Origin of the sequence: Actinoplanes sp. HUAS TT8 (assembly GCF_051380535.1) — a bacterium.
Lineage (GTDB): Bacteria > Actinomycetota > Actinomycetes > Mycobacteriales > Micromonosporaceae > Actinoplanes.
Window position 1 is genome coordinate 3,223,175 of record NZ_CP195646.1, and the last position, 13,710, is coordinate 3,236,884.

17 protein-coding genes are annotated in these 13,710 nt (G+C 71.8%); 12 read left to right on the forward strand and 5 right to left on the reverse strand.

Annotated features, from left to right (window positions below; all coding sequences use genetic code 11):
* Window positions 1-127: 127 nt before the first annotated feature.
* From ACSHV8_RS14375 to ACSHV8_RS14405, 7 genes are read left to right on the forward strand one after another with little or no spacing between them, the layout of a single operon-like run.
* Window positions 128-787, forward strand: coding sequence for a glycosyltransferase family 2 protein (locus tag ACSHV8_RS14375; protein WP_436533189.1), 660 nt, complete (start codon window positions 128-130; stop codon window positions 785-787).
* The gene (locus tag ACSHV8_RS14380; protein ID WP_436533191.1) at window positions 784-1,443 is read left to right on the forward strand and encodes a TIGR04282 family arsenosugar biosynthesis glycosyltransferase; all 660 of its coding nucleotides are present in this window, start codon (window positions 784-786) and stop codon (window positions 1,441-1,443) included. The genes ACSHV8_RS14375 and ACSHV8_RS14380 overlap by 4 nt, the downstream gene beginning before the upstream one ends.
* Window positions 1,440-2,120: a methyltransferase domain-containing protein gene (locus tag ACSHV8_RS14385; protein ID WP_436533193.1), complete on the forward strand. Its 681-nt coding sequence runs from the start codon at window positions 1,440-1,442 to the stop codon at window positions 2,118-2,120. The genes ACSHV8_RS14380 and ACSHV8_RS14385 overlap by 4 nt, the downstream gene beginning before the upstream one ends.
* Window positions 2,093-3,349, forward strand: a complete 1,257-nt coding sequence (locus tag ACSHV8_RS14390; RefSeq protein ID WP_436533195.1) for a molybdopterin-dependent oxidoreductase — start codon at window positions 2,093-2,095, stop codon at window positions 3,347-3,349. The genes ACSHV8_RS14385 and ACSHV8_RS14390 overlap by 28 nt, the downstream gene beginning before the upstream one ends.
* Complete coding sequence (locus ACSHV8_RS14395) at window positions 3,346-3,753, forward strand: hypothetical protein (RefSeq protein ID WP_436533197.1); 408 nt, start codon at window positions 3,346-3,348, stop codon at window positions 3,751-3,753. The genes ACSHV8_RS14390 and ACSHV8_RS14395 overlap by 4 nt, the downstream gene beginning before the upstream one ends.
* 9 nt (window positions 3,754-3,762) lie before the next feature.
* Complete coding sequence (locus ACSHV8_RS14400; RefSeq protein ID WP_436533199.1) at window positions 3,763-4,458, forward strand: response regulator transcription factor; 696 nt, start codon at window positions 3,763-3,765, stop codon at window positions 4,456-4,458.
* On the forward strand, window positions 4,451-5,458 hold the full coding sequence (locus ACSHV8_RS14405) for a sensor histidine kinase (RefSeq protein ID WP_436533201.1): 1,008 nt from the start codon (window positions 4,451-4,453) through the stop codon (window positions 5,456-5,458). Before ACSHV8_RS14400 ends, ACSHV8_RS14405 begins: the two co-directional genes overlap by 8 nt.
* A 44-nt stretch (window positions 5,459-5,502) precedes the next feature.
* Here the strand turns inward: ACSHV8_RS14405 and ACSHV8_RS14410 are convergent, their stop codons facing one another.
* Together ACSHV8_RS14410 and ACSHV8_RS14415 are read right to left on the reverse strand one after the other, a co-directional pair.
* Window positions 5,503-5,868: a nuclear transport factor 2 family protein gene (locus ACSHV8_RS14410; RefSeq protein WP_436533203.1), complete on the reverse strand. Its 366-nt coding sequence runs from the start codon at window positions 5,866-5,868 to the stop codon at window positions 5,503-5,505.
* A gap of 236 nt (window positions 5,869-6,104) precedes the next feature.
* Complete coding sequence (locus tag ACSHV8_RS14415) at window positions 6,105-6,806, reverse strand: SDR family NAD(P)-dependent oxidoreductase (RefSeq protein ID WP_436533205.1); 702 nt, start codon at window positions 6,804-6,806, stop codon at window positions 6,105-6,107.
* Window positions 6,807-6,931: 125 nt separating this feature from the next.
* Between ACSHV8_RS14415 and ACSHV8_RS14420 the strand changes: the two genes are divergently transcribed.
* Complete coding sequence (locus ACSHV8_RS14420) at window positions 6,932-7,846, forward strand: LysR family transcriptional regulator (RefSeq protein ID WP_436533206.1); 915 nt, start codon at window positions 6,932-6,934, stop codon at window positions 7,844-7,846.
* A 4-nt stretch (window positions 7,847-7,850) separates the two neighbouring features.
* On the opposite strand, the gene ACSHV8_RS14425 is transcribed toward ACSHV8_RS14420, so the two are convergent.
* Together ACSHV8_RS14425 and ACSHV8_RS14430 are read right to left on the reverse strand one after the other, a co-directional pair.
* On the reverse strand, window positions 7,851-8,597 hold the full coding sequence (locus ACSHV8_RS14425) for a hypothetical protein (RefSeq protein WP_436533208.1): 747 nt from the start codon (window positions 8,595-8,597) through the stop codon (window positions 7,851-7,853).
* The gene (locus ACSHV8_RS14430; protein WP_436533210.1) at window positions 8,594-9,151 is read right to left on the reverse strand and encodes an RNA polymerase sigma factor; all 558 of its coding nucleotides are present in this window, start codon (window positions 9,149-9,151) and stop codon (window positions 8,594-8,596) included. The genes ACSHV8_RS14425 and ACSHV8_RS14430 overlap by 4 nt, the downstream gene beginning before the upstream one ends.
* A 268-nt stretch (window positions 9,152-9,419) precedes the next feature.
* Between ACSHV8_RS14430 and ACSHV8_RS14435 the strand changes: the two genes are divergently transcribed.
* The gene (locus tag ACSHV8_RS14435) at window positions 9,420-10,037 is read left to right on the forward strand and encodes a hypothetical protein (protein WP_436533212.1); all 618 of its coding nucleotides are present in this window, start codon (window positions 9,420-9,422) and stop codon (window positions 10,035-10,037) included.
* A 3-nt stretch (window positions 10,038-10,040) separates the two neighbouring features.
* Here ACSHV8_RS14435 and ACSHV8_RS14440 read toward each other — a convergent pair whose 3' ends face one another.
* On the reverse strand, window positions 10,041-10,658 hold the full coding sequence (locus tag ACSHV8_RS14440) for a pyridoxine/pyridoxamine 5'-phosphate oxidase (RefSeq protein ID WP_436533213.1): 618 nt from the start codon (window positions 10,656-10,658) through the stop codon (window positions 10,041-10,043).
* A 119-nt stretch (window positions 10,659-10,777) separates the two neighbouring features.
* On the opposite strand from ACSHV8_RS14440, the gene ACSHV8_RS14445 reads away from it, so the two are divergent.
* The 3 genes from ACSHV8_RS14445 to ACSHV8_RS14455 all read left to right on the forward strand — a co-directional run bounded on the left by ACSHV8_RS14445 (window position 10,778) and on the right by ACSHV8_RS14455 (window position 13,691).
* Window positions 10,778-11,185, forward strand: coding sequence for a YciI family protein (locus tag ACSHV8_RS14445; protein WP_436533215.1), 408 nt, complete (start codon window positions 10,778-10,780; stop codon window positions 11,183-11,185).
* Window positions 11,182-12,321, forward strand: a complete 1,140-nt coding sequence (locus ACSHV8_RS14450; RefSeq protein ID WP_436533217.1) for an RNA polymerase sigma factor — start codon at window positions 11,182-11,184, stop codon at window positions 12,319-12,321. The genes ACSHV8_RS14445 and ACSHV8_RS14450 overlap by 4 nt, the downstream gene beginning before the upstream one ends.
* 161 nt (window positions 12,322-12,482) lie before the next feature.
* A complete protein-coding gene (locus ACSHV8_RS14455) occupies window positions 12,483-13,691 on the forward strand; it encodes an oxygenase MpaB family protein (RefSeq protein ID WP_436533219.1) in 1,209 nt (402 codons plus the stop codon).
* Window positions 13,692-13,710: the final 19 nt, after the last annotated feature.

Sequence of the window (13,710 nt, forward strand, 5' to 3'; positions counted from 1 at the left end):
CGACCGTAGGCCCGATGACACCCGGGCACAGCGGCCCGGGCCGATCCGTCAGCGGTTCGTAAGAACCGTGCGCCACGTCCGTACTTCGTAAGATTTGCCGCCTCTGACCAGCGATAACTTTCGGCCCATGACAGATGTGGTGTTGCCCTGCCTGAACGAGGCCGCGGCGCTGCCGGACCTCCTGGCCCGGATGCCGGCCGGCTACCGGGCGATCGTGGCCGACAACGGCTCGACCGACGGATCACGCGAGGTGGCCCGCTCGTTCGGGGCCCGGGTGGTCACGGTGGAGCAGCGCGGCTACGGCGCGGCCGTGCACGCCGGGCTGCTCGCCGCCGACCCGGCCGACGGCGTGGTGTGCGTGATGGACGCCGACGGCTCGTTCGACCCGGCGCAGCTGCCGCGGCTGGCCGACCCGGTCCGCGCCGGCCACGTCGACCTGGCCTGCGGGCGGCGCCGGCCCACCGGTTCCGGCGCCTGGCCGCTGCACGCGCGGCTCGGCAACGCGGTGCTGGCCCGCCGGATCCGCCGCGAGACCGGCGTCGCCGTGCACGACATCGCGCCGATCCGGGCCGCCCGCCGGGACGCGCTGCTCGGGCTCGGCCTGCGCGACCGCCGCTTCGGCTACCCCTTGGAGCTGCTGTTGGCGGCCGCCCGGGACGGCTGGCGCATCGCCGAGCTCGACGTCGCCTACCACCCGCGGGCGGCCGGAACCCGGTCGAAGGTCACCGGCACGGTCCGCGGCACGCTGCGGGCCGTCGCCGACATGCGGGCGGTGCTGGCCCGATGATCCAGCTGCTGGTCATGGCCAAGGCCCCGGTGCCGGGCCGGGTCAAGACGCGCCTCTGCCCACCGTGCACGCCCGGCGAGGCGGCGGCGATCGCGGCGGCCGCCCTCGAGGACACTCTCGATGTCGCGACGCAGATTTCCGCAGTACGGCGGGTGCTGGTCATCGACGGCGACTACGCCGCACCGCCCGGCGGGTGGGAGCGCGTCCCGCAACGTGGGGTCGGGCTGGGGGAGCGGCTGGCGCACGCGTTCGCCGATACCGCGCTGCCCGGCGTGCCCAGCCTGCTGATCGGCATGGACACCCCGCAGGTCACCGCCGACCTGCTGACCGCGGCGGCCGTGACCCTGCGCCGTGACGGCGCGGTGCTCGGCCCGGCCGACGACGGCGGCTGGTGGGCCCTCGGACTGACCGATCCGGCCGACGCCGAGGTGCTGCCGCACGTCCCGATGTCGCGTGCCGACACCGGCAAGCGGACCGTCGCGGCCCTGCGCCGGCGCGGCACCCGGCCGACGTTCCTGCCCGGCCTGCGGGACGTGGACACCGCAGTCGACGCAATCACGGTCGCGGCCCTGTGCAAATCCGGTCACCGCTTCCCGACGATCGTCGCCGACCTGCTTCCGGCGGCCGGCCCTGTGATGACGGGGAGTCCCGCATGACCGCGCCCACCGTCTTCTGCCCGCCGAACCAGCGGGCCGCCCTGGACGCGTTCGACCGCGCCCTGCACCGCGCGGCCACCGGCGCGGGGAGCCCGCTGATCCTGCGTGACGCCGAGGGCCGGGAGCATCGGGCCGACGCCGCCGACTGGTACCGCGCCCACCGTCCCGGCGACGACGGCCTGCTCGACCGCTGCACCGGGGCGACGCTCGACGTCGGTTGCGGTCCCGGCCGGCTCACCGCCGCCCTGCTGTGGCGGGGCCGGTCGGCGCTGGGCATCGATGTGAGCGCGGCCGCGGTCGGCCTGGCCCGCGCCCGTGGAGCGTCCGCGCTGCGGCGGGACGTCTTCGGCCCGCTTCCCGGGCTCGGTCGTTGGGAACATCTGCTGCTCGCCGACGGCAACATCGGCATCGGCGGCGATCCGGTCGCGCTGCTGCGGCGTTGCCGCGACCTGGTCGCCCGCGACGGTCTGGTGCATGTCGAGGTGGAACCGCCGGGATCCGGTTCCTGGGCCGGAGCGGCCACGCTGCACACCGCCGACGGCTACGCGGGCGCGCCGCTGCGCTGGGCCCGGGTGGCGGCCGACGACCTGCCGACACCCGCCCGCGCCGCCGGCCTGATCATCCGCCGGACCTGGACCGAGGAGGGCCGATGGTTCGCCACCCTGTCGGCCGGATGAGGCCGGGCCGCATCTGGGCCTGGTTGACCGAACCGCTGCCGGTGCCGCCGGAGGGTCTGCGGCGGGGGCCGCTCCGGCCGGACGCGTTCGGGTCGCCGCTGCGGTCGGCCCGGCTGACCAGCCAACTCGGGGTCGCGCTGGGAGTCGCGTTCGGGATCTGTTTCCTCACCGGGCTGTACAGCCACGTCCTGCAGCACCCGCCGGCATGGTTGTGGCTGCCGACCCGCCCGGCCGGGCTCTACCGCTTCACGCAGGGCCTGCACGTGGCGACCGGTCTGGCCACCGTGCCGCTGCTGGGCGCGAAACTCTGGTCGGTCTATCCGCGCCTGTTCACCTGGCCGCCGGTGCGCAGCCTGATCCACGCGGCCGAGCGCCTGACGGTGGCCGCCCTGGTCGGAGCCGCCCTGTTCCAGGTGATCAGCGGCGTCCTGAACATCGCCCACTGGTACGGCCCGATGCCGTTCTTCTTCACCGACGCCCACTACTGGGTCGCCTGGATAGCGATCGGCGCCCTGGTCAGCCACATCGGCGTGCAGCTGCCGGTGGTCAAGGACGCGCTGCGCCGCCGGGGGAAGGGTGAGCCCGGAAGCGGCCTGGTCGACGGCGTGTCCGAAAACGGTCGGGAGGCGGCCGGCGGGCGCCGTGAGTTCCTGCTGGCCGTGGCTGTTGCCGCCGGGGTGATCACCCTTGCCACGCTCGGCCAGACCGTGCGGTCGCTCTCACCGCTCGCCCTGCTCGGGCCGCGCCGACCGGGGACCGGGCCGCAGGGCCTGCCGGTGAACCGGACCGCGGCCTCGGCCGGAGTGCGGGACGCCGTGCTCGACCCCGCCTACCGGCTCACCGTGACCGGTCTCGGTCGCAGCGTCGAGCTGAGTCTGGCCGACCTGGCGGCCCTCCCGCAGCACACGACGGTCCTGCCGATCGCGTGTGTCGAGGGCTGGAGCTCGGTCGGCACCTGGACCGGCGTACGCCTCAGGGATCTTCTGTCCTTGATCGGGGCCGACCCCGAAACGTGCACCGCGGAGATCGAATCCCTGCAGGCCGGTGGCCGTTATCGGACATCCACCGTCGGTGATCCGGCCGACGACCGCACCCTGATCGCGTTGCGCCTCGGCGGCGAGCCGCTCGCCCTGGACCACGGCTTCCCGGCCCGCCTGATCGCCCCCAACCGGCCCGGCGTGCTGCAGACCAAGTGGGTCGGCCGGATCACCGTGCGGGGTGCGTCGTGAGACGTCCGCTCATCGCCGCCGGCTTACTGATTTTCGCGTACGGCCTCCTCGGCGCGATCCTCGACACCGACGTCAACCTGGTCGGAGTCGTCGTGTTCGGTGCCGCCCTGCTCGTGCTGCACGACGGTGTCTTCCTTCCGCTGGTCGGGGCCGCGGGCGCGCTGCTGCGCCGGTTCGTCCCGTCGGGCTGGCAGCCCGCTGTCCGGATCGTGGCGGTCACCGCCGTCGCCGTGACCGTGGTCGCGCTGCCGCTGGTGCTGGGTTTCGGTCGGGACGCCGGCAATCCGACGGTGCTGCCCCGCGCGTACGGGAAAGGCCTGATCTTGATTTTGATCGTGACGACCGTGACCGTGCCGGCCGGCCGTAAGGGGTTGGAAAGACTTCGGCGGCGCAAACGTCGGTAACCTGCGGTGATGAGCCATCGGGTGCTGGTCGTCGACGACGACCCGACCGTCAGCGACGTCGTGCGTCGCTACCTCGAACAGGACGGCTGCCGCGTGCGGCTGGTCGCCGACGGTCTGGCCGCGCTCGCCGCGGTCGACGCCGAACGCCCCGACCTGGTCGTCCTCGACCTGATGCTCGGCGGCCTGGACGGTATCGAGGTGTGCCGCCGGCTGCAGCGTGACCAGCCCGGACTGCCCGTCGTCATGCTGACCGCGCTCGGCGAGGAGAGCGATCGGGTGCTCGGGCTCGAGGTCGGCGCCGACGACTACGTGACCAAACCGTTCAGCCCACGCGAACTGACCCTGCGAGTACGGTCGGTGCTGCGCCGCACCTCACCGGTCGCCCCGCCGCGCCCGGCGCTGCTGCGCGACGGCGACCTGGTCGCCGACACCGGCCGGCGCACCGCGGAACTCGGCGGCCGGGTCCTGGCGCTGACCGTTCGCGAATTCGACCTGCTGGAATTCCTGCTGAAGCACCCGGCCCGGGCGTTCTCCCGGGCCGAACTGCTCGACAAGGTGTGGGGCTGGCAGTTCGGCGACCAGTCGACCGTCACCGTGCACGTGCGCCGGCTGCGGGAGAAGATCGAGGCCGACCCGGCGGCGCCGACCCGCCTGGTCACCGTGTGGGGCGTCGGCTACCGCTGGGAGCCGTCCGCCGATGCGTGACATCCTGCTGATCGGGCTCTACTCACTCGCCGCCGGGACCGCGGTCGGCCTGCTCGGCGCGGCGGTCCTGCGACTGCTGCGCGGCCGGTCGATCACCGTGCACGTCTGCGTGCTGCTGGCCATCACCGTCACCGCGGTCGTCGCCGGGGTCGTCACCGTCGCCCGCGCGATGTTCCTGTCCAGCCACGACATGAAAGTCGTCCTGCTCACCGTCGTCGCGTCGGCCGTGGTCAGCCTCGGACTCGGCATCGTCTTCGGCCGCCGGCTCGCGGCCGCCGCGATGTGGGCGGCCGAGGCCCGCGACCGGGAACGCCGCATGGAGGCCGGCCGCCGCGACCTGGTCGCCTGGGTGTCGCACGACCTGCGCACACCCCTGGCCGGGCTACGGGCGATGACCGAGGCCCTGCAGGACGGCGTGGTCACCGACCCGGCCACCGTGACCGAATACCACCGCCGGATCGGCGCCGAGACCGACCGGATGACCGGACTCGTCGACGACCTGTTCGAACTGTCCCGCATCCACGCCGGCGCCCTGCGACTGACCCCGACCGTGCTGCCGCTGGCCGACGTGGTCTCCGACGCGGTCGCCGCCGTGACCCCGCTCGCCGTCGGCCGCGGCATCCGGGTGGTCGCCGCCGCCGACGGCTGGCCGATCGTCACCGGCGGCGCCGCCGAACTCAACCGGATCGTCAGCAACCTGCTGACCAACTCGGTGCGGTACACACCGGCCAACGGGGTGATCCAGATCGAGGCGGGTGGGGACACGCGCGAGGTGTGGTTCGCTGTCTCCGACAGTTGCGGCGGCATCCCCGAGGAGGATCTGCCCCGTCTGTTCGACGTCGCTTTCCGGGGTACGCGATCCCGCACCCCTGGCGGCGACGCCGGCGGTGGCCTCGGCCTGGCCATCGTGCGCGGCCTGGTCGAAGCCCACGGCGGCCAGGTCCGAGCCGGCAACATCGCCGGCGGCTGCCGCTTCGAGGTCCGCCTGCCGGCCGCATAGACCCGCCGGCGAGCTCCGCGGCCCGGAGTGTGCCGCGGCCCGGGTCAGGCCGCGTCGATGCGTGGGGAGACGTGGTAGTGGGCGACCAGGCCGTTGCGGACGACGACGGTCAGGCTGACCGAGGCCGGCGGGCGGTCCTCGACGAAGCTGAAGTCGGCGGCGATCCAGCCCAGTGTCACGTCGTCCGCGAGCTGCCGGGCCTCGACGATGCGGTAGTCGACGGTCATGCCCAGCGGCTGGGCGGCGTAGTAGTCGGCCACGCCCTGGCGGCCCACGCTGTACGGGTGCAGGCCCTGGAAGACGGCGTCCTCGCTGAACAGGGCGGCCACACCGGTGAAGTCGTGCGCGGCGATCGCCTGCTGCCAGGCGTCGAGTACGTCGCTCAGGGTGGTGGCGGAGGAGACGGTCATCGGAAACTCCTGACGAGTGGTTCGGGTGTGGACGGGTTTGTTGCTCTGACCGTGACCACCCACGGACGTCGCCCTTCCGGGTTTCGCGTTCTGGCCGCGCCAGCGGCCTGCGAAGCCCGGAAGGGTCCCCGCGGGAGCGACGATCTGGACCACGGCGGAGATAGGAAATGAAAGTTGGTGATCCTGGATCCGGTCGCGACCCGGGGGAGGGGCCGCGACCGGATCCGTCGGCTCGGTCAGTGGCCCGCGCTCTGGCCGCCGTCGACGTGGAGGATCTCGCCGGTGACGAACTTGGCGTTCTCCAGGTAGAGGATGGCGTCGGTGATCTCGTCGGTCTCGCCGAGGCGGTTGATCGGGTGCAGCGCGGCCAGGAACTCGTGGGTCTCGGCCGGGTGCATCGGGGTGCGGATGATGCCGGGGGAGACCGCGTTGAAGCGGACGCCGCGGCTCGCGTATTCGGTGGCCAGGGCCTTCGTGGCCGCGTTGAGGCCGCCCTTGGTCAGCGACGCGAACGACGACGGGACGCTGCTCAGCGCGTGCTCGGCCAGCGTGGTGGTGATGCTGACGACGTGGCCGCCGCCCTGGGTGAGCATCGCGGCGACGGCGGGCTGGGTGATGCTGACGAAGCCGCGCAGGTTGACGCCGGTGACCGCGTCGTAGTCGTCGGCCGTGTAGTCGGTGAACGGCTTCGCGACGAAGATCCCGGCGTTGTTGATGACGGTGTCGATGCGACCGAAAGTGGTCAGGCCGGCCTCGATGACGCGGGCGCCCACCGCCGGATCGGCGATGTCGCCGGGCACCACGAGGATGCCGGGGTCGTCCGAGGGCCGGATGGTGCGCGAGGTGGCGACCACGTTCCAGCCGAGCTTGCGGTAGGCGGCGACGGTGGCGGCGCCGATGCCCTGCGAGGCCCCGGTGACGACGACGACGTTCGACATTTCTTGCTCCCTTGGTGGGCGGGGAAAACCTTCTGGCAAGACCATCCCTCGGGTACGGGGTGACCGGCACGATCGGCTTTCTCCCGGCTGAGAGGCTGCGCCTATCAGGGGCTTACGCTGGGGCGATGGAGCTACGTCAGCTGCGGTACTTCGTCGCGGTGGCCGAGGAGCTGAGCTATGCGCGGGCGGCCGAGCGGCTGCGGATCGCCGGCCCGTCGCTGTCGCAGCAGATCAAGGCGCTGGAGCGGGATCTCGGCACCCGCCTGTTCGACCGTGATCGCCGCACGGTGGCGCTGACCCCGGCCGGGTCGCTGTTGCTGCCGCGCGTCAAGGTTCTGCTCGACCAGGCCGACGACCTGCGGCGTACGGCGATGGGCCTGTCCGCCTCGGGCCCGGTCCGGCTGGGCTATGTCAGTTGGCGTCCCGCGAGCCTGGAGGAGCTGACCGCCGGCACCGCGCAGCTGATCGTGGACGCGTGGGTGCTGCCGTCGCACGCGCAGGCCGCGCGGGTCGTCGACGGCGGGCTCGACCTGGCGATCTGCTGGGTGCCGGTGTCGGTCCTGGCCGAGGAGAAACTGGAGGCCCGGCTGCTCGGCGCCGACCGGCTGTACGCGCTGAGCACCGGTTCGGACGCCGCTCCGGTCCGCGCCCGGGACACGACCGTGCTGATCGACGCCGACGAGAGCAGCTGGTCGTCGTGGAACCGGTGGGCGCTGGCGATGGCCGCCGAGACCGGCGCCCGGGTCGAGCACGTGTCCGAGGGCGGCTCGACCGGGCAGGCCTACTACCACCATGTGCGCCGGCTCGGGCGGCCGGTGGTCAACAACCCGAAGAGCCAGACCGCCCCGGTCCCGCCGGACCTGACCGCGCGCCCGATCCGGCATCCGGCTCCCTATTGGACCTGGTCACTGGTGTCCCGCGGGGACGAGCCGCGGCCGGTGGTGCGGGCCGTCGTCGAGGCGCTGACCCGGTCGGTGGACCGGCACTGCCTGGACGACCCGGATGCGTGGCTGCCCCCGGAGGACCCGCACCACCGGTGACGGGTCAGCCGTGGCTGGGCTCGGCGTCGTGGATCACCGTGCCGTCGCGCAGGGTCAGGTCATAGGTGAGGAAGTCGACGGGCTGACCGTTCTTCTTCTCGAACGCCGGGCCGGGCCACCAGACGACGTAGCGCCCGTCGGTGACGGTGGCCTGGGCGGTCAGCTTCTTGGCGTGGACGGTCACCCCGGTGACGTCGGCGCCGACCACCCCCTCGGTGACCGAGGCCCCGCCGAAGTCGGCGAGGGACCCGTCGGTGAACCTGCGCGCGGGCGGGAACTGCGACCCGCCCGCACTTGCGGCGCCCCACGTCACGTGGTCGACGTCATCGCTGCCCGGGACATTGTGAGCGAAGCAGGAGCCGACCATGTCGGCGCTTCGGTAGAGCAGGACGGCGTACTCGCCGCGCCGCTCGGCCAGTGCGACCCGCGCTTGGGTCCGGTCGAACCGGCCCATGGACAATCCGTCCAGGCACTTCGAGCCGATCCGGGTGAGCTCGTCGGGGTTCAGCGGGCTGGGCACCGACGTCCACGAACCGTAGGCCGAGCTGCCGGTTCCGGGGAGCACCACCAGGGCGCCGGCGATGGCGGCCACCACGGCAGCCGCCGCGACGGCAAGTCGCCTGTAGCGGAGATGCCCGGAAACCTCAGTGGCGACGATCCGGTCCAGAACAGTCATGGCGTGCCGCTGCTGCTCGTCGGTGATCGGCTCGGCGGCATCCAGGGACCGCAGAGACGTTTCGAGATCGTTCATGACGGGCTCTCCAGGGTGTCGAGGCCGACCACGGCCAGCGTGTCGTTGTCCAGGTGGCGCCGCAGAGCCCGCCGCGCCCGCAGCAGCCGCAGCCGGTAGGTGGCCGCGCCGATGCCGAGGACCATCGCCGCCTGCGACGACGTGAGCTGCTCGAACACGGTCAGCGCGAGGGTCTCCTGCTCCCCGTCGCTGAGTCGTCCCCACGCGGCGGCGAGGTCGAGCCGCTGCGCGGTGCCGTCCTCCTCGGAGGTCACCGTGAAGTCGAGCGGGGTGGTGTACCCGGCGATCCGGACGGCGAGAGCGTCCTGCCGCCCCAACCCGCGGCGGGTGTTGAGCAGGCAGTTCCGGGCGATCCCGAACAGCCACGCCCACAGGTCGTCACCGCGGCTCGGCGCCTCCTCCAGCCGGCGCCAGGCCACCAGGAACGCGTCGGCCGCGACGTCCTCGGCATGGCTGGGATGCACGCGACGCTGGGCGAAGCGCAGCATCTCGGGATAGGTGTCGGCGAACAGCGATCGGAAGCGTTGCTCCCGGTCCGGTTTCAAGGTCCTCACACCTGGTTCCTGTCCGGCACAATGGCGGCTGTTACGTCGATGAATGATTCGCGGGGGAGCGAGCCATCACTGAACGCATCGATCTTGTCGTGCCGGTCGACCTGGTGACGTGGCGACGTCCTCCTGTACCGGCAGGTCTGGCGCTCCGGGGGCGGTCGGCGTTGGGCCTGACTGGTATTCTCAAGATCAACTGAGGAGGCGGGTCATCCCCGAGATCACCGATCTTGTCATCCCGGCCGCGCTGGTGCCTGGCCTGGACATTCCGCCGTTGGCGGTCACCGACGGCACCGCCGACCCGGTCTGGACCGACGTGCCGATCGGAACGGTGAACCTCCGCCGGCGGCCCAAGCTGCGCCTTCCCCTGGATCGGCGAGCCGCCCGGGCCGCCCGGCGCTACGCGATGTTGACCCCGTGGGTCACGCCGGTCCTTCCCCTGCTCTGGCTCGGCTGGGTGTTCACGGGCCGCCTGTCCGATGTGTCGCCGAACGTCCTGACGACGGTATTCGCGGTGATCGGCCTGCTCGGTGTTGGCTGGTCCCTGTCGAACCGCCGGTTGCCCGTGCGACTGCTGTCCCGCGACCCCTCCGGTGACCTGCGCCTTCGCGACGTCCCGGTCGGGGTCGCCGAGAAGTGGGTCGCCCGGAATCCCGGCGTGGCCGCCACCACCGAGCCGGTTCCGCTGCGCTACCCCGACCGTTACTACACCCGCCTGTCGATCGGCCTGGTCGTGGCCTCGATCGTCCTCGGGGTGGTCCTGCTGACCGACGGCCGGCAGGACTTCTTCCTGCTCTACCCCCTGGCCCCGGTTCTGTTCGTGATCGGTGTCCTCATCCGCCTGAAGACCCAGCGCCCCAAGACCGAACCCCGCTGGACCCTGTTCTCCTGACCCTCAGGGCCAGAGCAGTTCCCGCTCCCACCCGGCGTTCCCGCGCGAATACCGCAACCGGGTGTGTTTGCGCTGCTCATCGCCCTGCCAGAACTCGACCTGGCCGGGTTCGAGGGTGTAGAGGGTCCACTCCGGAACAACGACGTCCGGATCGAGCGCGACCGCCCCGGCCCGCTCGTCGAGGGGCTGACTCTGGCGCCCCAGCGCCGCCTCGGCCCGCGACGCCATCGGCCGCGCCAGGAAGTCGGCCGCACTCTCGCTCGCCGACGCCGTCCGTGCCACCCCGCGCACCCGGACCTGCCGCGCCTGCGCCGGCCAGTAGAACGTCATCGCCGCCACCGGACGTCGCCCCAGCTCACGCCCCTTCGGGCTGTCCCCGTGCACCGCGAACTGCCAGCCCGACTCGTCGACATTCTTGACGATCAAAATCCTTGCCGACGGTACGTCGTCAACCCCGACCGTCGACAGCGTGGCCGCATGCGGTTCCCGCACCCCCGCCTGCACGGCCTCCACCAGCCACGTCACGAACAGCTCGTCGGGCCGCTCCGGAGCGCCGGCCGGGTCGAACTTCGGCAGGTCACCGGCGAACACCGGCAAGCCGCGCAGATAGTCACGGATCATGGGGCGACGCTAAACCCGTACCTCCGGGTGTGGGTCAAGAAAAAATGTCGGGGAAAGATGTCGAGAACCCGCGGGCCGCTCCGTCCCCGGGACGAAGGTCAACGAGAATGGAGCACATCATGGCGAAGTACCTGCTGCTCAAGCACTACCGCGGCGCTCCGGCCCCGGTCAACGACGTCACCATGGACAAGTGGACGCCGGAGGAGTTCAACGCCCACATCCGATACATGAACGACTTCGCGAAGAAGCTGGTCGAGACCGGCGAGTTCGTCGGCGAGCAGGCCCTGGCCCCGGAGGGGACCTGGGTGTCCTACGACGGCCCGGGCCGCCCGCCGGTGACCGACGGCCCGTTCGCCGAGACCAAGGACCTGATCGCCGGCTGGATGATCATCGACGTGGACAGCTACGAGCGCGCCCTGGAACTGGCCGGCGAGCTCTCCGCGGCCCCCGGCGCCGGCGGCCGGCCGATCCACGAGTGGCTGGAGCTGCGTCCGTTCCTGACCGCGCCGCCCACCATCGGCGAGTGAACTTCCGCGAGCTCACGCCCGGCGTGATCGGGATCCTCGTCCGCCGCGGAGCTGACTTCGCGGCGGCCGAGGACGCCGTCCAGGAGGCGTTGATCGAAGCGGTCCGGGCCTGGCCCGGCGAGCCGCCCCGCGACCCCCGGGGCTGGCTGGTCACGGTGGCCTGGCGCAAGTTCCTGGACGCGGCCCGGGCCGACACCGCCCGGCGCCGGCGCGAGGACCTGGTCGACCAGGAGCCGCCGCCCGGCCCGGCGCCCGGCGCCGACGACACCCTGCAGCTGTACTTCCTGTGCGCGCACCCGTCGCTGACCCCGTCGTCGGCGGTCGCGCTCACACTGCGGGCCGTCGGCGGACTGACCACCCGGCAGATCGCCGACGCCTACCTGGTGCCCGAGGCGACCATGGCCCAGCGGATCAGCCGGGCCAAACGGACCGTGTCCGACGTGCGCTTCGACCAGCCCGGCGACGTCGCGACCGTGCTGCGCGTGCTGTACCTGGTGTTCAACGAGGGCTACTCGGGCGACGTCGACCTGGCGGCCGAGGCGATCCGGCTGACCCGGCAGCTGGTGACCGTGATCGATCACCCGGAGGTGGCCGGGCTGCTCGCGCTCATGCTGTTGCACCACGCCCGCCGCGCGTCCCGGACCGCGCCCGACGGCAGCCTGGTGCCCCTGGCCGAGCAGGACCGCGGCGGCTGGGACACGACGATGATCGCCGAGGGCGTCGGCATCCTGCAGGCCGCGCTGGCCCGCGACCGGCTGGGCGAGTTCCAGGCCCAGGCCGCCGTCGCCGCCCTGCACGCCGACGCGCCGACCGCGGACGAGACCGATTGGGTGCAGATCCTTGAGTGGTACGACGAACTCGCGTGCCTGACCGACAGCCCGGTGGTCCGCCTCAACCGCGCGGTCGCCCTCGGCGAGGCCGACGGCCCCCGCGCCGGCCTGGCCGAACTGGCAAAACTCGACACGACGCTGCCGCGCCACACGGCGGTCGAGGCGTACCTGCACGAGAAGGCCGGCGACCTGGACACGGCCGCACACCTCTACGCCGAGGCCGCGCGCAAGGCCGGCAACGTTCGCGAGCGTGACCACCTCACCCGGCAGGCGGCCCGGCTCAACAGCCGTCAGCGCAGGTCGTGACCGCGGGTCGAGTTCGCGGAAGACGGTGCCGGGCCAGAACTCGATTTATCCATGAACTTCGACCCTTGCCGACTCGCCCGGGCCCGTCTATGTTAATGAAAAATCACAGACCGGCTCTCTCCGAAACATGTATGTATCGGGCCCGGGAAGTAGGTAAGCGAATGAAGAATCTCAGCAGGAGGCGTGTCCTCACACTAGGTGCCGCGCTGGGCGTGGCCGCCGCCGCCGACCCCTCGGCGGCGTGGGCATGGTCCTCCAAGGACTCGATCGCCGCGACGGACACGGTCACCGACCCGTGGAGCGTCTGGGACGACGCCACCGACCCGCTCGTCGCCTCCCTCCTCGACAACGGCCAGATCCCGGCCGTCAACACCGCGTTCGACTCGTGGGTCAACAACGGTGACGCGCTGCCCGCCGGGCTGCCGGGCGAACTCGTCACCTACCTCCAGCAGGTCAACACGCTGCCCTCCTGGGCCGACCCGGTGAAGCTGGAACGGGCCGCCCAGTTCAACAAGCGCATGAGCATGTACCTGTTCCTGCTCTACGGCCTCGGCAGCGGCATCATGAGCACGGTCATCCCGCGCGAGGCCCGCAACGTGTACTACTCGGCCGGCGGCGCCGACATGCAGTCACGGGCGGCCAAAACCTTCACCTACGGGTACGACCTGAGCGCGCTCGACGCGTTCAAACCGACCGGCCACTTCGTGGTCACGTCCAACAAGACCCGCCTGACCCACGCCGCCGTACGCCACCTGCTGCCCCGGTCGGCGGCCTGGCGGGCGGTCACCAACGACCAGGACTTCATCCCGATCAGCAACGGCGACATCCTGGTCACCTTCCACAGCCTCGGAACGTACGTGTACGGCAAACTGACGTCCTGGGGCATCAAGATCTCCACCGCCGAGTCCGACGCGTTCCTGCACATGTGGCAGGTCGCCCTGCACCTGCTCGGCGTCCGCGACGACTTCATCCCGGCCAGCTGGGCGGCGGCGAAACAGCAGTCCGCGTACGTGCTGACGCCGATCATGGCCTCCACCCCGGAAGGCATCAACCTGGCCGACGTACTGCTCGGGCTGGTCTCCCAGGTGGACCTCGGCGTGACACAGGGCTTCCAGCGGGAGTTCGCCCGCTACGTGCTCAGCGACAAGATCGGCGACTGGCTGAAGCTGCCCCGCGATTACGCGTCCCGGGCGTTGATCGAGGTGGGCTGGCCGGCGTACGTGGCGTTCCGCGAGGGGCTGTCCCCGATCATCCCGACCGGGTTCTCCCTGTTCGACCAGTTCGTACGCGGCCTGGCCATGCTGTTCCTGAACAACGGCACCTCCACGACCTACACGCCGATCACCATCCCGACCGGCAACCGCCCCTGAAATGGTGAGGCCTGCACCG